General features: G+C 72.3%; 18 protein-coding genes and 1 pseudogene. 9 read left to right on the top strand and 10 right to left on the bottom strand.

Features of this window, described 5'->3' with window-relative positions; genetic code table 11:
* Positions 1-105 precede the first annotated feature (105 nt).
* On the bottom strand, positions 106-342 hold the full coding sequence (locus MOV08_RS40340; protein ID WP_039639206.1) for a DUF397 domain-containing protein: 237 nt from the start codon (positions 340-342) through the stop codon (positions 106-108).
* A gap of 198 nt (positions 343-540) precedes the next feature.
* On the opposite strand from MOV08_RS40340, the gene MOV08_RS40335 reads away from it, so the two are divergent.
* Positions 541-1068 carry an ATP-binding protein gene (locus MOV08_RS40335; protein ID WP_039639204.1) on the top strand — a complete coding sequence of 176 codons (528 nt, stop codon included), beginning with the start codon at positions 541-543 and terminating at the stop codon, positions 1066-1068.
* A 29-nt stretch (positions 1069-1097) separates the two neighbouring features.
* On the opposite strand, the gene MOV08_RS40330 is transcribed toward MOV08_RS40335, so the two are convergent.
* Positions 1098-1940 carry an SAM-dependent methyltransferase gene (locus MOV08_RS40330; RefSeq protein ID WP_039639202.1) on the bottom strand — a complete coding sequence of 281 codons (843 nt, stop codon included), beginning with the start codon at positions 1938-1940 and terminating at the stop codon, positions 1098-1100.
* 621 nt (positions 1941-2561) lie between these two features.
* Here MOV08_RS40330 and secD point away from each other — a divergent pair.
* The gene (secD, locus tag MOV08_RS40325; RefSeq protein ID WP_275311143.1) at positions 2562-4871 is read left to right on the top strand and encodes a protein translocase subunit SecD; all 2310 of its coding nucleotides are present in this window, start codon (positions 2562-2564) and stop codon (positions 4869-4871) included.
* 46 nt (positions 4872-4917) lie between these two features.
* Here secD and MOV08_RS40320 read toward each other — a convergent pair whose 3' ends face one another.
* From MOV08_RS40320 to dhaM, 8 genes and pseudogenes are all read right to left on the bottom strand, one after another.
* Positions 4918-5802 carry an SAM-dependent methyltransferase gene (locus tag MOV08_RS40320; protein WP_275311141.1) on the bottom strand — a complete coding sequence of 295 codons (885 nt, stop codon included), beginning with the start codon at positions 5800-5802 and terminating at the stop codon, positions 4918-4920.
* A gap of 280 nt (positions 5803-6082) precedes the next feature.
* A complete protein-coding gene (locus MOV08_RS40315) occupies positions 6083-6421 on the bottom strand; it encodes a hypothetical protein (RefSeq protein WP_159030982.1) in 339 nt (112 codons plus the stop codon).
* A 96-nt stretch (positions 6422-6517) separates the two neighbouring features.
* Positions 6518-7447: an LLM class flavin-dependent oxidoreductase gene (locus MOV08_RS40310; protein WP_275311139.1), complete on the bottom strand. Its 930-nt coding sequence runs from the start codon at positions 7445-7447 to the stop codon at positions 6518-6520.
* 211 nt (positions 7448-7658) lie between these two features.
* On the bottom strand, positions 7659-8882 hold the full coding sequence (locus tag MOV08_RS40305) for a cytochrome P450 (protein WP_039639194.1): 1224 nt from the start codon (positions 8880-8882) through the stop codon (positions 7659-7661).
* A 689-nt stretch (positions 8883-9571) separates the two neighbouring features.
* Entirely contained in the window at positions 9572-10474 is a 903-nt protein-coding gene (locus tag MOV08_RS40295) for an alpha/beta fold hydrolase (RefSeq protein ID WP_275311138.1), read from the bottom strand.
* Between the two features lie 74 nt (positions 10475-10548).
* Complete coding sequence (locus MOV08_RS40290; RefSeq protein ID WP_275311136.1) at positions 10549-10980, bottom strand: helix-turn-helix domain-containing protein; 432 nt, start codon at positions 10978-10980, stop codon at positions 10549-10551.
* Positions 10981-11156: 176 nt separating this feature from the next.
* Positions 11157-11885: pseudogene (locus MOV08_RS40285) on the bottom strand (amidohydrolase family protein); the annotation flags it as partial.
* A gap of 88 nt (positions 11886-11973) precedes the next feature.
* Positions 11974-12366, bottom strand: a complete 393-nt coding sequence (gene dhaM / locus MOV08_RS40280; RefSeq protein ID WP_039639191.1) for a dihydroxyacetone kinase phosphoryl donor subunit DhaM — start codon at positions 12364-12366, stop codon at positions 11974-11976.
* 57 nt (positions 12367-12423) lie between these two features.
* Here dhaM and MOV08_RS40275 point away from each other — a divergent pair, with 57 nt between their 5' ends.
* The 7 genes from MOV08_RS40275 to MOV08_RS40245 all read left to right on the top strand — a co-directional run bounded on the left by MOV08_RS40275 (position 12424) and on the right by MOV08_RS40245 (position 19780).
* Positions 12424-13200 (top strand): IclR family transcriptional regulator, encoded by a 777-nt coding sequence (locus tag MOV08_RS40275; protein ID WP_275311134.1) that lies wholly within the window; start codon positions 12424-12426, stop codon positions 13198-13200.
* Positions 13201-13550: 350 nt separating this feature from the next.
* Positions 13551-14267, top strand: a complete 717-nt coding sequence (gene dhaL / locus MOV08_RS40270; protein WP_275311132.1) for a dihydroxyacetone kinase subunit DhaL — start codon at positions 13551-13553, stop codon at positions 14265-14267.
* An 84-nt stretch (positions 14268-14351) separates the two neighbouring features.
* Positions 14352-15449, top strand: coding sequence for a 4-hydroxyphenylpyruvate dioxygenase (gene hppD / locus MOV08_RS40265; RefSeq protein ID WP_275311131.1), 1098 nt, complete (start codon positions 14352-14354; stop codon positions 15447-15449).
* Positions 15446-16606 carry an alpha-hydroxy acid oxidase gene (locus tag MOV08_RS40260; RefSeq protein ID WP_275311130.1) on the top strand — a complete coding sequence of 387 codons (1161 nt, stop codon included), beginning with the start codon at positions 15446-15448 and terminating at the stop codon, positions 16604-16606. The genes hppD and MOV08_RS40260 overlap by 4 nt, the downstream gene beginning before the upstream one ends.
* Positions 16603-17529, top strand: coding sequence for a phytanoyl-CoA dioxygenase family protein (locus MOV08_RS40255; RefSeq protein ID WP_052287206.1), 927 nt, complete (start codon positions 16603-16605; stop codon positions 17527-17529). Before MOV08_RS40260 ends, MOV08_RS40255 begins: the two co-directional genes overlap by 4 nt.
* On the top strand, positions 17526-18845 hold the full coding sequence (locus MOV08_RS40250; RefSeq protein ID WP_039639183.1) for an aminotransferase-like domain-containing protein: 1320 nt from the start codon (positions 17526-17528) through the stop codon (positions 18843-18845). Before MOV08_RS40255 ends, MOV08_RS40250 begins: the two co-directional genes overlap by 4 nt.
* Complete coding sequence (locus MOV08_RS40245; RefSeq protein ID WP_275311128.1) at positions 18842-19780, top strand: DMT family transporter; 939 nt, start codon at positions 18842-18844, stop codon at positions 19778-19780. The genes MOV08_RS40250 and MOV08_RS40245 overlap by 4 nt, the downstream gene beginning before the upstream one ends.
* Positions 19781-19842 lie beyond the last annotated feature (62 nt).

Here is a 19842-nt window from a genome sequence, read left to right as displayed (position 1 = left end):
GTCGCATTTACCGGCCGTCAGGTACAGAAATGCGCCATCGGCTCGTCGCCGGGGCGGGCCCGCCGCGCGGTGGGCCCGCCCCGCATCCGCCCGGTTCGGCTCGGATCAGCTCAGCAGTCCGTCGAAGTCGCCGTCCTTGGCGCCGCCGACGAACGCGGCCAGCTCCGCGTGGGTGTAGATCAGCGCCGGCCCGTGCGGATCACGGGAGTTGCGGACGGCGAAGCCGCCGTCGGCGAGCCGGGCGACCTCGACGCAGTCGCCCCCGGGCGCGCTGCGCCGGCTCTTCCTCCAGACCGCACCCTCGATCAGGTCCGCGGCCACGCCGTTGTCGAACTGCTGCATCACGCCACTCCCTTGCTCCGTGCTCAGGTGTCTGACCAGGCACCATGTGCAGCCGCACGTGCCGCTGCACTTACTGATGCAATGACGTTCGACTCGAATGTAATTGCAGATGCACTTGCAGCGCCAGTGACCGCCGGGGATAGTGGTTCTGGATCACCCGTCCGCGACGAAGGTCCGAGAGGCGCCACGAAGTTCGTGATGACAACTCACCCGGCAGGCACGACGGCCGACTTCTTCCCCACCCGGCCCCTCGGCCACCTGCTCGCCCAGGCGTCGCGCGAGATCCCGCTCGACGCGCACGCCGTCCGCGCCTCCGGCCTGGTCGCCCGCGCCCTGACGGCGGACGGCCGGGCGGCCTCCGAGGCCCGTCGGTTCACCGGGGCCACGCTGAGCGGATGGAACCTCAAGCCCCTCGTCGACAACGCCGTACTGGTCGTCACGGAGCTGCTCTCCGACGCCCTGCGCCACGGGCTCGCCCAGTCCCCCAGGCAGTCCCGGGGCGCCACCCCGCGCCCGCCGTGGATGGGGCTGCTGCGCTGTCGGGACCTCGTCCCGTGCACGGTCTGCGACCACAGTACGGACGTACCGGTGCTGCGGGAGTCCGATCACCTCGCCCAGAGCGGGCGCGGGCTGCACATCATCGACTGCCTCAGCTCCTCGTGGGGTTGGACCACCCTTACCGCGGCCGGCAAGGCCGTCTGGGCGGCGCTGCCGGCCGCGGAGTGACGCCCCGACGGCGGCGCCGGGGCGGCGGGTCAGCCCTTGCGGCCGACCCCTGCGTAGAGCGGGATGTCCGCGTCGGACCAGGCGTCGGCGCCCAGTTCCACGGCGTCGGGGCGCCAGCGGTGGACCACGGTCAGACCCGGGTCCACGAGGTCCAGGCCGTCGAAGAAGCGCAGCACCTCGGCCCTGGTCCGGGCGTTCACGTGGGACCCCTTCGCCTCGAAGTTCTCCGAGACCTCCTGCAGCGCCTCCGGCTCGAAGTCACCGGTGACATACGTCAGGGCCAGGAAGCTGCCCGGGGCCAGCTCGTCCAGCAGTTCCCGGACGACGGCGTGGGGATCGCAGTCCGCCGGGAGCCAGTGCAGCACGGCGATCAGCGTCAGGGCCACGGGCCGGGTGAGGTCGAGCGTCTCCCGCAGCGTGTGGTTGCGCAGGATCTCCTGGGGGCGACCGAGGTCCGCCTGGATGTAGGCGGTCCGGCCCTGCGGGTGACTGGTGTGCAGGGCACGTGAATGCGCCAGCACGATCGGGTCGTTGTCGGCGTAGACGACGCGGGCCTGCGGAACGGTCGCCTGGACGATCTCGTGGAGGTTGGGGGAGGTCGGGATGCCGGTGCCGATGTCCAGGAACTGCCGGATGCCGGCCTCGACCGCCAGATAGCGGGCGGCGCGGTGCATGAAGGTGCGGTTCTGGCGGGCGATGGTGCCGGCGTTGGGCAGCGCCGCCAGTGTCTTCTCCGCCGCCTCCCGGTCCGCCGGATAGTTGGTCTTGCCGCCGAGCAGCACGTCGTAGACACGGGCGGCGTGCGGCCGGTCCGTGTGCAGATCGACCGGCTGCTGGGGCGGGGCCCCCATCCAGTCCTCCGGCACCGCCATGTCCTGGTCACCTTCCGTCGTGCTGCCGCGCGGTTGCGCAACTTCCGTTTCTACCCTAGTGCGTTGACGGCAGGGCGCCCGGAGCGCCGGCCGTCCACTGCTGCGCCGCTCCGCGCTGCAGTGCGCCGGGGCCGGCCTCGGCGGGCACCGGAAGCGGCATCCATGGCAGAGTGTCGCTAAGGGAGGGTTTGCGTACTGTGTCTGCTCATATGGCGCGGCGGCGCCGATCCGCCCTGCTCGCCTTCCTGGCCGCGGTCGTCCTGCTCCTCCCCGGGCTTGCCGGCACACCGCCGGCGACGGCCGACCCGGCCGCCTCCGGCGTGGCCTGCGTGCACCACACCGCACCCCGGGACACCGCCGACCACGGCCTCCCCCACCTCGCCTGCCCGACGATCCGTCACCTCCCGGGCCCCGCGCCGGCGCCCGGCACCCTGCCCCCGCTCCCCTGCGCGGGCCCGTCGCGCCCCGCACCGCACACCGCGCCGCCCGGCACCCTCACTGCCGATGCGGCCACCTACGCCGGCCGGTGCCGGGACCGCGCCCCGCCCCCGCCTCCAGCTCATCCGCACATCCACCCGTCGGGGCCGCACCCGCGGCCCGTGCATGCCTGCTGGAGGCATCTTGACCCGCGCCACAAGGGTGCGGGCGCTGCTCGCGCTCGCGATCCTTGCCCTGTCCACGTTCCTCGCGCTGACCCAGCCCGTGCGGCTCGGTCTCGATCTGCGCGGAGGCACCCAACTCGTTCTGGAGACCCGCGACTCCCCCACCGCCCGGGCCGACCGGGACGCCACCGACCGCACGCTGGAGGTGCTCCGCCGACGCGTGGACGCCCTCGGGGTGAGCGAACCGCACCTCGCCCGCGCCGGTGACCACCGCATCGTCGTCGAGCTGCCCGGCCTCGACGACCCCGACGAGGCCGCCGCGGTCCTCGGACGCACCGCCCAGCTCACCGTGCACCCGGTCCTGGGCACCGGCCCCGGACCCCGGTCCGCCCCCGCCGACCCCGACGCCGGCCCCGTCCTCCCCGACGACACGGGCACCCCGCTGCGACTGGGGCCGCCGGCCCTGACAGGGGCCGAAGTGCACCGCGCCGAGGCGGAGTTCGACGCCGAGGGCGGCAGCGGCTGGTCCGTCGGGCTCAGCCTGCGCGGCACCGGCGAGCGCGCCTGGGCCCGGCTGACCGGCACGGCGGCCTGCGCCGCGCCGCACGATCCGGCCCGCCGCGCGGCCATCGTCCTGGACCGCAAGATCATCTCGTCGCCGCAGGTCGAATCGTCCGTGGCCTGCGGTGTCGGCATCACCGGCGGGACGACGCGGATCACCGGCGGCTTCGACCAGCGCGCGGCGCAGGAGCTGGCGCTGCTGATCAACGGCGGGGCGCTGCCGGTGCCGGTGGACATCGTCGAACAGCGCGCCGTCGGCCCGACCCTGGGCGCCCTGGCGATCACCTCCAGCGCCCAGGCCGCGATCCTCGGGGTCGCCCTCACGGCCGTGTTCATCACCGTCGTCTACCGTCTGCTCGGCGCGCTCGCCACGCTGGCCCTCGCCTGCTACGCGCTGATCTCCTACGCGGCGCTGCTCGCCCTGGGCGCCACCCTCACCCTCCCCGGCCTCGCCGGTTTCGTGCTGGCGGTGGGCATGGCCGTGGACGCCAACGTGCTGGTCTTCGAACGCGCCCGTGAGGAGTACGCGGCGGGTCCCCCCGCGCGTCCGCGCACCCTGCGCAGCGCCCTCGCGGCCGGCTTCCGCAACGCCTTCAGCGCCATCGCCGATTCCAACGTCACCACCCTGCTCGCCGCGGTGCTGCTGTTCTTCTTCGCCTCCGGGCCGGTGCGCGGCTTCGGCGTCACCCTGTGCATCGGCGTGGCCGCGTCGATGGTCAGCGCGCTGCTGATCACCCGGGTGCTGGCGGAGTGCGCGGTGGCGCTGCCGCCGGTCCGGCGCCGCCCGCGCCTGACCGGTCTGGCCGGGCTCGGCCGGGTCCGGTCCTGGCTCGCCCGACGCCGGCCGGACCTGCTGCGCCACCGGCGCCGCTGGTTGGCGCTGAGCGGCGCCGCCCTGCTCCTCGCCGTCTCCGGCATCGCCGTCCGCGGTCTCGACTACGGCGTGGAGTTCACCGGCGGGCGGATGGTCGAGTACACCACCACCCAGCCGGTGGACGCCGAGCGGGCCCGCGCCGCGCTCGGCACCGCGGGCCTGGACCGGGCCCAGGTCACCACCTCCGGCGACGACGCCCTGACGGTGCGCACCGAGCGGCTCTCCGCGACGCAACTGCGCACCGCGGACCGGGTGGTCGACGAGCTCGGCGGCGGAGCGGAGAAGGTGCGGGACGAGCTGATCGGCCCGAGCCTGGGCGACGAACTGCGCCGCGGTGCGCTGGTGGCCCTCGGTCTCGCCCTCGCCGCGCAGCTGGTCTATCTCGCGGTGCGCTTCCGGTGGACCTTCGCGCTGTCGGCCGTCGTCGCCATGGCGCACGACGTCCTCCTCCTCGTCGGGGTGTTCGCCTGGCTGGGCAAGTCCCTCGACGGCGTCTTCCTGGCGTCCCTGCTGACCGTCATCGGCTACTCCGTCAACGACTCGGTGGTGGTCTTCGACCGCATCCGCGAACTCCGGGCCGGCGCGCGCGGCACCCCGTTCCCGGACCTCGCCAACGCCGCGGTGCTGCAGACCGTGCCGCGCACCGTCAACACCGGCATGGGAGCGGTGTTCATCCTGGCCTCGCTCGCCGTGCTGGGCGGCGACTCGCTGACCGACTTCGCGCTCGCCCTGCTGATCGGCATCACCGTCGGCACGTATTCGTCGGTGTTCACCGCGACCCCGCTGGCGGTCGTCCTGGAGCGGCACGACGGGGCGTCGCCGCGGCGGACGGCCCGCCGCCCGGCGCGGCGCGACGGCGGACGCGACCGGCGGGAGAGCGGTGCCCGGGTCTGACCGCTGAGGCCGGGCCTCGGCCGGGGCGCTTCCCCGCCGGCGCGCGCTACCGCTCGGCGGTGAGGAAGCGGCTGTGCTCCACGGTGCGCCCCATCACGCCGTGGAGCTCCCGCCGGTACGCGGCGGCGACCTGGTGCACCGGGACGGACCGCACGTCCCAGCCGTCGGCGGTCAGCGCCCCGCCGGGATCCGCCTTGCCGTCGAAGTGCCACAGATCGGCGAGGTCGACGCCCAGTGCACGGGTGGCCGCGCGGAACGCCGGGTCCTCGACGAGCGGTCGGACGCTCGGCGCGAGGTGCTCGGCGGCCAGCCGGCTGCCGGGCGCGGACAGCCGGCCGATGCGGTCGAAGAACAGCCGCTCGGCGGCGGCGGGCAGGAAGGGCAGCAGCCCTTCGGCCAGCCATGCGGTCGCCCGGCCGGGGGCGAAGCCGGCGTCCCGGAGGGCGGCCGGCCAGTCGTCCCGCAGATCGACCGGGACCACCTGCCGGCCGCAGCGGGGCCGGGCGCCGAGGCGGTCGAGGACGCCGTCCTTGAACTCCAGCACCCGTGCCTGGTCGATCTCGAACAGCTCGACGCCCGGCGGCCACTCCAACCGGAAGGCCCGCACGTCCAGGCCGGCGGCCGGCACCACCACCTGGGTGATGCCACCGGCCGCCGCCGTCATCAGGAAGCGGTCGAAGAACCGGGAGCGGACGCCGAGGTAGTCCGCCATCGAGGTCCACATGCCGCGCGCGACGGCCGACAGCCGCGCGGCGTCCGCCCTGCGCCGCGGCACCGGCACCGGTGCGTCCGCCGCCGCCAGGAAGGCGTCGGCGTAGGGGTCGCTGACCAGGCGGTCGGCACGTTCGGTCTCCAGTGCCCGCCCGGCCGCGACGCCGAGTGCGGTCAGCCCCACCCCGGTGACGATGTCCCACTGCTCGAACTCCGGCATGGGCACTCCTCCACCGCCACGGACAGACCGGGAATAACGGACGCGGATACGATCTCGTCACTCTGATCCCGATGGCGGGGCCGTGCAAGCACCCAGGCGGCGCGCGTCAGCCGTCGGGCCGCCCGCTCCGCGCACAGCGCCACGCCGTCCGCCGGCACCGCGTCCGCGCAACGGCCGGGGCTGCGGGAGCGGGTGCCGGTCGGGGCCATGGTGGACCGCCGCGCCGGTCGTCGCAGCCCCGCGTGGTGCGGCTGCCGGTGAGTGCTCGGGCGGTGCCGGCTCAGCGGTGGATCGTGAGCAGCAGCGGCACCACGGCTGCGCCGGACGTGACTCCTGTCGCTGCCAGTGCGATGCGGGCCGGCCGCATCACGGGCCACCAGGGCAGCAGTGCCGACAGCAGGACGAGCACGATTCCGGCTCCGTAGAGCACCGGTGCCGCGGTGAGCGGCATGGTCACGCTCGTGGGGCATTGGTCGGGGCCGCACGAGTCGGTGTACATGACGCTGAAGCTGTAGAAGAAGAAGTCGACGAAGAACAGGGGGAAGAGCGCGGACGCGCCCAGCAGCGGTGGCACCCACCACCGCGGGTCGCGCCGCGGTCCACCCGGGTTTGCGTTCATGGATCAGAGCCAAATGCGCCGAGGCCGGTCCGCGCATCGGCGCAACTACTCAAACGCGCAGGCGGGCGTGCTCATACGGATCGTCGGCGGAGAGGCTCAGCGGCCGCGGGAGAGATGGGCGAAGACGCGGTCGGCACCGTCCAGATGGCGCTCCCTGACGACGTAGCGGGTGATGCCCCACCGGCGTTCGTGGGTGGCTATGGCGGTGGCGATCTCCTGCACCGTGCCGACCCAGGCATAGGGCGACTCCAGCACGTTGGCGGCGGTGGTGTCGTAGAGCTGGGCGAGCCGGTGTGCGGCACTCTCGGCGTCGTCGGTGACCTCGACGATCTGGACGAGTGCTTCACGGACGGGGGCCGTCGCCCGGCCGCTGGCTCCTTGTTCGATGATGGCCACTTGTTTGTCGATGTCTTCGCCGTTCCACCGCGCTTCATGGCTGTGGCCGTCGGACAGGGTGCGGCCCAGTCCGCTCAGCGCCACCACGTCTGCATGCCTTCCGGCCCATCGAAGAAGGGTGGAGTTGCCGCCGCCGAAGGTGAAGGGCACCGGTTGCTGGATCGGCAGGGGGGCGGTGAGCCGGGCTCGGTGCGCGCGGATTTCGGGGCCGTCGAGAGTGACCGTCTCGCCCGCGAGGAGTGCGCGGCAGGTTTCGGCCACGGCCACGAAGTGGCGTACGCGACCGGCAACGTCGGGCCGCTCCTTTCCCAACATGGCCCATTCGGCGGGGGTGTGGCCGGCTCCCATTCCCAGCCGTGCGCGTCCACCGGAGAGAACGTCCAGGGTCGCGACGTCGGAGGCGAGCAACAGCGGTTCGCGGATTCCTGCCTGGGAGACATAGGAGCCAAGGCCGAGGCGCTCGGTGACGGCCGCAGCGGCGGCCAGGGCGACGTACGGGGACGCGACCGCGCCAGGATGGTCCGCGGTGAGCAGTGCGTCGTATCCGGCCGCTTCCACGCGGGCAGCCAACGCTGCCCAGGAAGGGCCGTCTTGGGGCACCGCCTGCACTGATACAACTGGTGTCGACATGGTCGAACACTAGGATCATCGCCGGGCGGCTGAGGGCCGTTCCGCGGGGGGCGAACATCCCCGATGGGGACCGACGCAACGACGGACGGGCCGACTGCCTGCCGCCCACGGCCGGAGTGGCCGGGGTGAGCCCGGTGGGCCCGTGGGCGGCCGGGCGGTCAGGCGGTCGGTGCGATGCCTGTGCGTCCCCGGCGGCCGACTGCGGGGCCTGTCAGGGCGCGCCGGCCCGCAGGCGTAGCCGCAACTGCTGTGGCCCGCGGGTGAAGACGCCGGCGTCGCCGGGTGCGGTGCCGTCGGCGAACCGCAGGTCGGGGAAGGCGTCGAGGAGTTGGTTGATCCCGGTCTCGACCTCGGCCCTGGCGAGCAGGGCGCCCACGCAGAAGTGCCGGCCGAGGCCGAAGGCGATGTGCTGTGCGGCGGCGCTGAAGGCACTGTCCGGGTTCAGGTCGGTGCGGAAGACGTCGAAGGCGTCGGGCTCGGAGTACTGGCGGGGGTCGCGGTTGGCGGCACCGATCAGGCAGACGACGGTGGCGCCCGCGGGTACGGTCCCGCCGCTGAGCGCGACGTCCTCGGCGGGCTGACGCATGATCATCTGGACTGGTGGGGTGTGGCGCAGCGTCTCGGCGAAGGCGACGGGTATCAGCGAACGGTCGGCGCGTACCGCGGCCCACTGATCGGGGTGCGCCAGCAGGTTGCGGACGAGCAGGGCGATGGCCTTGTCCGAGGTTTCGCCGCCCGCGGACAGCAGCAGGCTGACGAACGAGGTGATGTCCTGGTCGGTCATCCGGACGCCCTCGACCTCGGCGGTGCACAGCCTGGAGAGCAGGTCGTCGCCGGGCGCGGCACGCCGTTCCCGGATGACCGGGTGCAGATACGCGGCGAGTTCGTCGCCCGCGTGCCGGCCGGCCGCCGCGATCCCGGGGTCCTGGGCGAGGTTGGAGATGAAGGCGACGACCGCGGTGTACCAACCGTGGAAACGGTCGTGGTCGGCGCGGTCCAGTCCGAGCATGTCGACGATCACGTTGATCGGGAGGCGGGTGGCGAACTGCGCCACCAGATCCACCTCTTCCGCCCCGCGGAAGGCATCGATCAGTTCCCGGGCGTTCCGTTCGATGAGGGGCAGGAACGTCTCGCGCAGTTCCCGGCCGCGGAAGGCCGGCGCCACCAGGGCGCGGCGAACGGCGTGTTCGCGACCGCTCATCTGCGGCAGTGTGCGTCCGCCGTGGACCGGTTCGAGCTGCCAGGAGTAGTTGTCACTGGTGAACACCGGCTCCCGAAAGGCCCGTTCCACGTCCTCGTAGCGGGAGAGCAGATAGCTGTCGGTGCCCTTGTGGTGCAGCAGCGGATAGTGCTCGCGCAGCACGCGGTACGCCGAGTAGGGGTCGATCGCGAACTCTGGTGACAGGATGTCAGGAGGCTGCGGGATGCTAGTCACGATGCGTGACGCTAAGGGCGGAGCACGGGCGCGTCCAGAGAGCCTCCGGGGTGCGCGGGTGCGCAGGGGGCGCATGACTGCCGACGCCCGACCCGCTGTCGTCCGAGCCGGTCAGGTCCGTGGCCGGACAACCGTGAGGTGTCAGGCGTCCCATCGAGTGACCGGGCAGTGACCAGGGGTCTGCGCCGTTCGATCCGGTGGCCGATGGCGCCCGCGTCCTCCGGCACGCAGGCTGGGGACTCAACCACGTCGGTTGGAACACCCGTCTGACCGCCGACTGGCTGTGGCGACCGACCTTCCCCAACGCCCAATACCTCATTCCGCGCGCCGACTTCGACTACTGGAACCCCGCGCGCAGAACACCCGACGCCGGGTGCTCGGGGAGGCCGCGGACCGGGGCGCCCTGTTGTTCCCCGCGCATTTCCCCGGGCCGGGCGCAGCCGAAGTGCGCCGCGTCGGCGACCGCTTCGCCGTGCAGGAGTGGGCGACCTGGCGATGAGGCCGCTGCCCCGTATCGCTCCGCACAGCCCCGCATCCTCGTGGCGCTCGCCCTTCCTCCGGCCTCGTACCGGACCCCCGGTGGTGAGTTGCGTGGCGCACTTCGCGCAGTAAAGGACCGCCATGCCAACATTTCCACCTGTTGCCGTCCCTGCCTCGGCAGCCGGTTTTCCATGGCCGCCCCAGGCCGCCTACCGCCCGGCAGCCGGCCCCCGCAAGAACTCCAGGACGGCGTCGGTCTGTCCGAGGAGGGCGTGTCCGGCCTCCGGCAGGAGGCGCACCGTCGCGTGCGGTACGCACCTGCGCACCCGCCGGGCGGTCTCCGCGGAGTCGAACAGGATGTCGCGCTCCCCGGCGATGACCAACATCGGCATGGCGAGGCGGCGCAACTCCTCGTCCGGGACGACCGGCAGCCGCTCGGTCCGCGGCTTGAAGTGCGTGAAGGTGAGGATCACGGTGTCGAGGACGGACTGGTGTTTCGGGTCTTCCAGGCCGGTCGTCGTGCGCACCGAACGCTCGACGCCCTTGCGTCCGAGGGCGCGCAACAGCAGTGTCTTGAGCAGCCAGCCCGTCTTCTGACGTCCCAGGCCCCCCGGGCACAGCAGCGCCAGCCGCGTCACCCGCTCCGGTCGGCGGCGAGCGTAGTCCAGTGCCCACCACCCGCCGAGGGAAGCCGCCACGAGGGCTGCCCGGGCGATGCCGAGCCCGTCCAACACGTCGTCCAACCACTGTGCGGGGGCGTCCGAGGCCAGCGGCGGCCGGGCGGGCGCGCTGAAGCCCGGCTCCCCGATGACGTCCACGGCGTAGGTGCGGAAGTGCCTGGACCAGGCGGCGACATCGCCCCACCACATCGACGTGTTCGCGCCCGAACCGTGCAGCAGCACCACGGGCGGTGCGTCCGGCGGCCCGGAGACCACGACAAACGTCTCCCCCTGGCGAGTCGGCACCCGCAGGTGCTCGGCCGGGACGGGCCAGGCATCCAGCGCCGCCCGATAGCGCCGCAGGATCTCCTTCGCCCCGGCCTCGGACTTGTACAGCACACTCGTGTCCGCGCTCAGGCCCACGCTCGCGTCCGCCCCCTGCCTCATCCCCATGCCTGCCCCCATGCCTGTTCCCATGCCTGTTCCCCTCTTCGTCCCCATGTCCTCGCCTGCGGTCTCGCTCGTGCTCATGAAGCGAGCACCCCCTCCATGTAGTCCAACAGCCGTGCCGTGTCGGCCACTCCGCCCAGGACGATGACCTTCAACCGGGCCCGGTCCCGGTCATGCACCGTCTCGATCCGCAGCGGACGCTCCCCCGGGCCGCGACCCGCGGCCGCGGTCATCAGCAGCGAGGTCAGGCGGTCGACCGTCCTGGAGTCGATGTCCTCGATCTCCACGATGCTCGACACCTCGGTATGCCGCTGCCGTACGGCTTTTCCGTCATCGGGTGCGGGCACCGGGCGACCGGTGAAGGTCTCCAGGTCCTCGTGCGCGATGCGGTACTGCTTGCCGATCCGGACGGCGGGGAGTCGCCCGTCGCGCACGTAGTTGCGGACGGTGCGCACGTGCAGCCCGAGGTGCTCGGCCACCTGCTCGACGGAGTAGAAGCGATCACTCATAAAAATACCCTAACCTTCCCCACTACGCAGATCCATAGGGAATTTTGCGGAAAGCAAGGAAGGTTAGGGAGTCGGGAGGATGAGGCGTCGGGAGGGTTCAGGGGGCGTCAGGGGGCGGGAAGGGCCGGGGTCCGTCGGCCTGGCTCGTCCGGCTGTGGGGTGCGGCGGGCGGTCCGTCAGCAGAGGACCCCGTCGCAGGCGACCACCCGGCCGGCCCGTACGACCATCCGGCGACGCGGCACGTCCACCACTGCCTGGGCCAGGCATGCGCCGTCGACGAGGAGGAAGTCGGCGGGCGCACCTGGCGCGAAGTCGGCCGTCGGCAGCCCGAGGAGGGCGGCCCCGTCGTGGGCGGCGGCCAGGTAGCACGCGTCGAGTTCCTCGTCGAGACGGGCACCGGTGCAGTAGCCGAGGAGATGCGCGCGGTGCGGCATGTCCGCGGTGCCGAACGGGCTCCAGGCATCGCGTACGCCGTCGGAGCCGATGCCGACCCGCACCCCGTGGGCGCGCAGCCGCCGGTGGGGCAGGACCGAGGTGGAGTCGAGGGCCACCGTGGTCAGGGAGACGCCGGCCGCGGCCAGTTCCCCGGCCAGCGCGTCGAGCTCCCGGGGCGCCAGTTCGGGCACACAGAAGACGTGGCTGACGGTGACGTGGCCGCCCATGTCGAGGGCCCGGGTGCGGGCGATGATCTCGCGCAGCGGTGCCAGGCCCCGGTCGCCGCGGTCGTGCAGATGGATGTCCACCCCGAGGCGGTGGCGTTCGGCGAGGCCGAAGACGGTGTCCAGCTGGTCGGGGTCGGCGTCGAATCCCGCGGGGTCGATGCCGCCGACGAGTTCGATCAGGCCCTCGTGGGCCGCTCGCTCCAGGAGCGCGTCGGTCCCGGGTGCCTGGCGCAGGCCGTGCTGGAGTCGACTTCCTCGGCCCCGGCCGGCGACGGATGCGGCTCGGCGGCGCGGGGGCGGCGTCGGTGGTCCGTGCGGTCCGCTGCTCCCGTCAGAACTTGCTGATGCGGCGGGCCTGCTCCGCGGCCTCGGCGACGGTGGGCAGGGCGGCGCCCGTCGCGGCGGTGACGGCGGCGGCGACGGCACCCTCGACGAACGGGGCGTCGGCGAGGACGGCACGGATGCCGGGGTGGTCGTCCAACACCAGGCGCGTGGTGAGCACCGAGCTGCCGAGGTCCGGCAGAACCAGTACTCCGGCATCGGTGGCGGTGCTGTGCAGGGCGTCCCGGATGCGGGCGTAGCTCGTACCGGAACCGCCGTCGTCGGTGCCGCCCGCCGCGGCCACCATGACCTCGGCGCCGGCCATCTCGGCGACCAGGGACCGTACACCCAGGGCGATCTCCGCACGGTGCGACACAAGTACGATGCCAACCAGCGGTGTCATGAACGAGGACCCTACGGTTCGGAACGCCGTTCAGCAATACTGACCGAGGAGCGGTTCATGGTCCAGGCGGTGCACAGGGCGATCCATGTGCTGCGGGAACTCGCCACGGCGACCCCGCGGTTGGGCGTGACGGAACTGGCCGACCGGATCGGAGTCGCCAAGCCGACCGCCCACGCGTTGCTGCGCACCCTGGAGGCGGAGGGGCTGGTCGTCCAGGACCGCGAGTCCGGCAAGTACCAACTGGGGCCCGGACTGGTGACGCTGGGCAACGCCTACCTGGACTCGCACGAGCTGCGCACCCGCGCGGCGACCTGGGCCGACCGGCTCGCCACCCAGGCGGACGCGGCCGTGTGGACCGGCATTCTGATGGATGGTCATGTGCTGGTGGTGCACCATGCGTTCCGGCCGGGCGGCGCGATGCAGGTCCTGGAGACGGGGGCCAGTCTGCCGTGGAACGCCTGTGCGCTGGGCAAGGCCGTCGCGGCCTTCCTGCCCGCCGAACGCCGTACCGCACTGCTGACGGGCGAGTTGCCGCGGGTCACCGGCTCCAGTCTCGACGATCCGGCGGAGCTCCAGGCGCAGTTGGACCGGGTGCGGGAGACCGGATACGCGGTGGACGAGAACGAGTTGACGCTCGGCGACGCGGGGATCGCGGCGCCGGTCTTCGACCGCACCGGTGAGGTGGTCGGCGGGCTGGGGCTGGTGGGCCCGATCGAGAGGCTGTTGGCCGAAAACGCACGCCAGGAACACGCCATTTCGGTGCGGGAGGTCGCTCGCAGCCTGTCGAGGGATCTCGGCGCGCCGCGCAACGCCGGCCTGCGGGCCTGCGATTGAGCCCGCGCGTCGGATGAACGGGCCACCGGACACGGGCCACGGGGCCGACGGCCGGCGGGTGCACCCGATCGACGCCCACCCCGCCGCCCCCACCCCGCCGCCCCCACCCCGCCCGAGCCCGCCGCTCCCCCACGTCACCCCTGGTTCACCAACTCGCCTTCCATCGGCCGCCGTTCACCTTCCGATCCGTTAAGCCTCCGCTCGCTTGCACGAGAAAACCTTGACGCAACCGGGGGCACTGCGTTTTGCTTCCTATCGGCATTCGGTAATGCCGAACGCCTTTCGGTAATGCGTTGGTAATCCAGTAGCCGTCGATTGCTGCGGCACGGGGGATCGAAGGAGCACCTGCCATGCGGGAGCCTGAGAGGGACCGCGGCACGTTACACGACCGTGCGGATGCGCCCGGTCGGGACGCGCTGGACCACTCCCTCGTTCTCGACTGGCTGCGGCGCGTCAGCACGGCCATGCATCAGCACCGGGACCACCTCATCCACCTCGACTCCGCCATCGGGGACGGGGATCACGGGGCCAACATGGCCCGTGGCTTCAGCGCGGTGCGCGTCGCCCTCGACGCCCCGTCACCACCGCCCGCCTCGCCCGGCGCGGCACTGTCCGCCGCGGGCGAGACGCTGATCTCGACCGTCGGAGGTGCCTCCGGGCCGCTGTACGGGGGCGCCTTCCGCACGCTGGGAGCGGCCCTCGGCACCGAGCCCGAGGTCGGCACCCGCCGGTTCGCCGCCGGCCTCACCGCCGCGCTGGCCACCATGCAGCGCCTGGGCGCGGCGGTGCCCGGCGACAAGACCATGATCGATGCCTGCTCCCCCGCGATCGGCGCCTTCAGGGCCGCCGCGGAGGCCGGCGCCGGCCTGCCCGCCGCCGCGTGCGCCGCGGCCCGGGCCGCCGAGGCCGGCATGCAGGCCACCATCCCGCTCCAGGCCCGGAAGGGCCGGGCCTCCTACCTGGGGCTGCGCAGCATCGGCCACCAGGATCCCGGCGCCACCTCGGCCTGCTACGTCTTCCGGGCCCTCGCCGAAGCGGCGGGGACACCGGCGAACTCCTCGCCCTGACCTCGTGGCCGGCTCCCCGCTGCGTTCCGCCGCGGGGCGGTCCGGTGCGCCACCACACCCTCCCGCACGAGAGATTGGATCAGTGTGACCGCCCATTCCGTCGACCACGTCGAGTTCTTCGTCGGAGACGTCAACCAGGCATCCCACTACTACTGCGGCACCTACGGATTCCGTGTGGTGGCCGAGGCCGGCCCGCTCACCGGGCTCGCCGGCGCCCGCTCGCTGGTCCTGGCCCACGGCGGGGTCCGCCTGGTGCTGACCTCGGCCCTGCACGCCGACCACGCCGCTTCGCACTTCGTCCGCAAGCACGGCGACGGCGTGCGGGACGTGGCCCTGCGGTCCACCGACGCGGCCGGCGACTTCGCGGCTGCGGTGGCCGCGGGCGCCGACGCGGTGTCCGAGCCCGAGACGTTCGAGGACGCCGGCGGCCGGGTCGTCCGGGCCACCATCGCCGCGACCAACGACCTGGTGCACACCTTCGTCCAGCGCGACGACCCCGAAGGGCCGTTCCTGCCGCAGCGGTACCTGCCCGTCGACGACGGAGCGCCCGACCCCGGGCTGCTGCGCTCCGTCGACCACCTCGCCATGTGCCTGCGCCCCGGCTCGCTGGACACCATGGTCGACTTCTACGGGCGGGCGCTCGGACTGAAGCACACCTACGACGAGTACATCGTCGTCGGCGGCCAGGCCATGGCCTCCAAGGTCGTCCAGGACGCGACCCGGGGCATCACCTTCACCATGGTGGAGCCCGACCCGACCAGCAACCGCGGACAGCTCAACGACTTCCTCGACGGCTTCGACGGCCCGGGCGTCCAGCACGTCGCCTACGGCACCGACGACATCGTCACCGCCGCCCGCGAACTCCGCAACTCCGGCGTGGAGTTGCTCTCCACCCCGGCCGGCTACTACGCCTCGCTGGCCGCACGCGGCATCGAGGTGGGCATCGACCCGGCGGTCCTCCAGGACCTCGGCCTGCTGGCCGACCGGGACGAGTGGGGCCAGCTGGTGCAGGTCTTCACCCGCTCCCCCTACGCCCGCCGCACGGTGTTCTTCGAGCTGATCCAGCGGCTCGACGCCCGCACCTTCGGCAGCGGCAACATCAAGGCCCTCTACGAGGCCGTCGAGCGGGAGCGCGCCGACAGCGCCGTACCGGCGGGCGCCGCGGCGAGGGTCGGCGGGTGACCGCGCCGACCGCCTCCCGCGCCACCCGGCCCGAACTGCTGCTGAACCCGCGGGACTACGCATCGGCGGCCCGCGCCCGGCTCGACCGGCCGGTGTGGGACTACATCGCCGGCGGCAGCGGCGACGAGGTCACCCTGCGCGAGGACCGTGCGGCCTACGACCGCTACCGACTGCGTCCCCGCGCCCTGGTCGACGTCTCCCGCTGCGATACGGCGACCACCCTGCTCGGCCGTCCGGTGGCGTTTCCGGTGGGCATCGCGCCCATGGCCTACCACCAACTGGTCCACCCGGACGGCGAAACCGCCACCGTGCGCGCGGCCGGCACGGTGGGCGCGCTCACCATCGCCAGCACCTTCTCCAGCATCCCGCTGGAGGAGATCGCGGGGGCCGCCGCCGGACCGCTGTGGCTCCAGCTGTACGTGATGCGCCACCGGGAGGTCACCGCCTCCCTGGTGCGCCGGGCCGAAGCCGCCGGCTACCAGGCCCTGGTGGTCACCGTCGACACCCCGCGGATGGCCCGTCGGGAGCGCGATCTGCGCAACGGCTTCCGGCTGCCGCCGCACATCCGGCCCGCCAACCTCGACGAGGACCACGATCCCGGGCTGTACCAGGGCAGTTCCGGCAGCTCCACGCTCGCCGCACACGCCGCCCGGCACCACGACGCCGCGTTCACCTGGGACGACCTGGCGTGGCTGCGGTCGCTGACCGATCTGCCACTGGTGCTCAAGGGTGTCCTGACCGCGGAGGACGCCCGGCGGGCGGCCGGACTCGGGGTGGCGGGTCTGATCGTCTCCACCCACGGCGGACGCCAACTCGACGGTGCCGTACCGGCGTTGGAGGCGCTCCCGGAGGTGGTCGCGGCGGCCGGGGACCGATGCGACGTCCTCGTCGACGGCGGCGTCCGCCGCGGGACGGACGTGCTCAAGGCGCTGGCGCTCGGGGCCCGCGCGGTCCTGGTCGGCCGCCCCGTCCTGTGGGGCCTGGCCGTCGACGGCGAGGCCGGCGCCACGCGGGTCCTGTCCGCCCTCCGGGAAGAACTGGAAGAGGCGATGGCGCTGACCGGCCGGCCCCGCCTCGACGCGATCGCCCCGGACCTGCTCCACCGCTCCGCACACCTTTCCCCTCACCTCACCGACGACGACAGGGAATTGGCATGACCGACACCGCTCCGAACGACACCCGCTTCACGCTGACCCCCGCCGAGCAGGAACTGCTGCCGACCGAGGAGGAGGTGCAGTTCTACCAGGAGCACGGCTGGTACCTGTCCAAGAAGCTGCTCACCGACGAGGAGGTCGATCTGCTGGACTCCGCGGCCGACCGCTTCTACGCCGGCCACCGGGACCGCACCCTGCCGACCCGACCGCCGCGGCTGGCCTACTGGGAGCCGGAGAAGGGCGATGTGCACCGGCACAACGACTACATCTTCTACGAGGACGACACCATCCGCTCCATCCTCTCCAAGCCGCTCATCGCGGCGGTCGCGGCGCGGATCGCGCAGACCGGCCAGATACGGCTGTGGAACAGCACCCTGATCCACAAGCCGCAGCGGATGGACGACGAGCGCAACATCGTGCCCTGGCACTTCGACCGCCACTACTGGCAGACCTGCTCCTCCGACGAGATGCTCACCGCCTTCATCCCCTTCCACGACTGCGGCGAGGAGATGGGGACCATCACGATGGTGGACGGCAGCCACCGTTGGAAGGAGACCGGCGGCGACGATTCCACCAGTCGCCACTTCGCCGATCGCGACCGCTCCGAGCTGGAGGACATGCTTGCGGAGAACGCCGCCTTCAACAACGCGGAGGTCCGCAAGGTGCCCGTGACCATCCCCAAGGGACACATCAGCTTCCACCACTGCCGCACCTACCACGGCAGCGGCTACAACGTCAGCGACCGGCCCCGTCGCGCCATCTCCTTCCACCTCCAGGACCGCACCAACCAGTGGCGCCCCTACCAGCTGACCGACGGCGACCTGGTGGTCTACAACAACGACGTGCTCGTCCGGAAGGACGCCAACGGCAACCCCGACTACAGCGACCCGGACTTCTGCCCGGTCCTGTGGGAGGACGCCAGGTGAGCCAGGAACCTCCCACCACCGTGCTGCCGGCCCAGGGCCTGCACGGTTCGCTCGCCGATCCGCTGATGGAGGTGATGAACTTCCTCAACGAGGTCACCTCCCGCTACCCGGAGGCGATCTCCTTCGGCCCCGGCCGCCCGTACGAGGGGCTGTTCGAGGTCGAGCAGATCGGCGACTACCTCACCGCCTACCAGCGGTACCTCACCGAGGAGCGCGGCTGCTCCCCGGACCAGGTCCGCACCCTGCTCTTCCAGTACGGGCGCACCAACGGCCAGATCCACGAACTGGTCGCCCGCGCCCTGCGCAACGACGAGGGCATCACCGCTGCCCCGGAGTCCCTGGTGGTCACGGTGGGCGCCCAGGAGGGGATGTTCCTCGTCCTGCGCGCCCTGTTCGCCGACCCCGCGGACGTCCTGCTGGTGTCCTCGCCGTGCTACGTCGGCATCACCGGCGCCGCCCGGCTGCTGGACATCGAGACCGTGCACGTCCCGGAGGGCCCGGAGGGGTGTGATCCGGACGTCCTGCGGCGGACGGTCGCCGAGCTGCGCGCCGCCGGGAAGCGGCCGCGGGCGTTCTACGTGGTGCCCGACTTCTCCAACCCGACCGGCACCTGTCTGCCGGTCGCCGGGCGCCGCCGGCTGCTGGCGGCGGCGGACGCCGAGGACCTGCTCGTCCTGGAGGACAACCCGTACGGGTTCTTCACGCCGACGGGCAGCGGCCTGCCCACGCTCAAGGCGCTGGACGACCGGCAGCGGGTGATCTATCTCGGTTCGTTCGCCAAGACCTGCTTCCCCGGCGCCCGGGTCGGCTATGTGATCGCCGACCAGCAGGTTCAGGCCCCGGACGGCAGCCGCACCCTGCTGGCCGACGAACTGTCGAAGATCAAGGGCATGGTGACGGTGAACACCCCGGCGCTCAGCCAGGCGGTCATCGGCGGCATGCTGGTCAGCCACGACTACCGGCTGAGGGAGGCCAACAAGCCGGCCGCCGACTTCTACCAGTCCAACCTGCGGATCCTGCTCGACAACCTCGACCGGCTGCTGCCCCGGGACCGGCGCGAGGCGGCCGGAATCAGCTGGAACTCTCCGGCGGGTGGCTTCTTTCTCACCCTGAACCTCCCGGTTCCGGCGGACAATGCACTGCTGGAAGAGTCCGCCCGCGAGCACGGAGTGATCTGGACACCGATGAGCTACTTCTATCCCGAGGGTGACGGCGGCCGTCACCAAATGCGCCTCTCCCTCAGCTACTTGACGCCGGATCAAGTGGCCGAGGGCGCCCGCCGGCTGGCCGGGCTGCTGGAACGGAGCTGCGGATGAACGCCGTCCTGTATGTCGTGACGGTGTTGATCTGGGGCTCCACCTGGCTGGCCATCAAGGGGCAGCTGGGCGACATGCACCCCACGGCATCGATCGCCTACCGCTTCGCGCTGGCCGCCGTGATCCTGCTGGCCTGGGCCCGGTTGCGCGGGTTGCCGCTGCGCTATCCGCTGCGGGTACACGGCCAGTTCGTCCTCATGGGCGCGCTGATGTTCTCCACCAACTTCGTCTGCTTCTACTTCGCCGAACAGCATCTGACCACCGGTCTGGTGTCGATCATCTTCGCCATGTCCCTGTTGGTGAACATGGTCTTCGCCCGGGTCTTCTTCCGGCGCACCATCACCGCGAAGATGCTGGTCGGCGGGGGCGTCGGGCTGTTGGGGATCGTCACGGTGTTCTGGCCGGAGTTCCAGAACTTCGGCCTGTCCTCCGGTTCGGGCCAGGGCGTCGTCCTCTCGGTGATCGGCACCCTGGTCTTCTGCCTGGGCAATGTGGTCTCCGGCAAGACCCAGGCGGCGGGCGTCCCGGTGGTGCAGGGCACCGGCTACGCCATGGCGTACGGGGCGCTGCTGATGGCACCGTTCGCCGCGATCTTCGGGGGCGGCGCGCTGTTCCAGCCCACCCTGAAGTACACCGGCTCGCTGCTCTATCTCGCCGTCTTCGGGTCGGTGGTGGGCTTCGGCGCCTATCTCACCCTGCTCGGCAGGATCGGCGGTGAACGCGCCGCCTACGCGATGGTGCTCTTCCCGATCGTGGCGCTGCTGCTGTCCACGGTCTTCGAGAAGTTCACCTGGACGGCCCGGGACCTGGCGGGCGTCGCGCTGATCCTCCTCGGCAACCTGGTGATGGTCGTCAACCCGTCGCTGGTCCGGCGGGTGACCGGCAGACCGGCTCCGGCCCAGGAGCCCGCGGCACCGGCCCCGGCCGACCGCTGAACCGCGCACCGACCGTCCCGGGCCCGCCCGTCCGCCGTCCCGGCCGGGCCCGGGACACCCGC

Origin of the sequence: Streptomyces yunnanensis, from assembly GCF_029011865.1 — a bacterium.
Classification (GTDB): Bacteria; Actinomycetota; Actinomycetes; order Streptomycetales; family Streptomycetaceae; genus Streptomyces; species Streptomyces yunnanensis.
Note: the sequence above shows the minus strand (reverse complement) of the source record. Positions and strands in the feature narration are given on the sequence as shown.

Coding starts and splice junctions, on each gene's coding strand:
- dhaM (WP_039639191.1), bottom strand. CDS start 12,366: ATGACACCGCTGGTTGGCATCGTACTTGTGTCGCACCGTGCGGAGATC.
- dhaL (WP_275311132.1), top strand. CDS start 13,551: ATGCGGGAGCCTGAGAGGGACCGCGGCACGTTACACGACCGTGCGGAT.
- MOV08_RS40340 (WP_039639206.1), bottom strand. CDS start 342: ATGCAGCAGTTCGACAACGGCGTGGCCGCGGACCTGATCGAGGGTGCG.
- MOV08_RS40295 (WP_275311138.1), bottom strand. CDS start 10,474: ATGGGGATGAGGCAGGGGGCGGACGCGAGCGTGGGCCTGAGCGCGGAC.
- MOV08_RS40310 (WP_275311139.1), bottom strand. CDS start 7,447: ATGTCGACACCAGTTGTATCAGTGCAGGCGGTGCCCCAAGACGGCCCT.
- MOV08_RS40320 (WP_275311141.1), bottom strand. CDS start 5,802: ATGCCGGAGTTCGAGCAGTGGGACATCGTCACCGGGGTGGGGCTGACC.
- MOV08_RS40335 (WP_039639204.1), top strand. CDS start 541: ATGACAACTCACCCGGCAGGCACGACGGCCGACTTCTTCCCCACCCGG.
- MOV08_RS40330 (WP_039639202.1), bottom strand. CDS start 1,940: ATGGCGGTGCCGGAGGACTGGATGGGGGCCCCGCCCCAGCAGCCGGTC.
- MOV08_RS40275 (WP_275311134.1), top strand. CDS start 12,424: ATGGTCCAGGCGGTGCACAGGGCGATCCATGTGCTGCGGGAACTCGCC.
- MOV08_RS40255 (WP_052287206.1), top strand. CDS start 16,603: ATGACCGACACCGCTCCGAACGACACCCGCTTCACGCTGACCCCCGCC.
- MOV08_RS40315 (WP_159030982.1), bottom strand. CDS start 6,421: ATGAACGCAAACCCGGGTGGACCGCGGCGCGACCCGCGGTGGTGGGTG.
- MOV08_RS40245 (WP_275311128.1), top strand. CDS start 18,842: ATGAACGCCGTCCTGTATGTCGTGACGGTGTTGATCTGGGGCTCCACC.
- MOV08_RS40290 (WP_275311136.1), bottom strand. CDS start 10,980: ATGAGTGATCGCTTCTACTCCGTCGAGCAGGTGGCCGAGCACCTCGGG.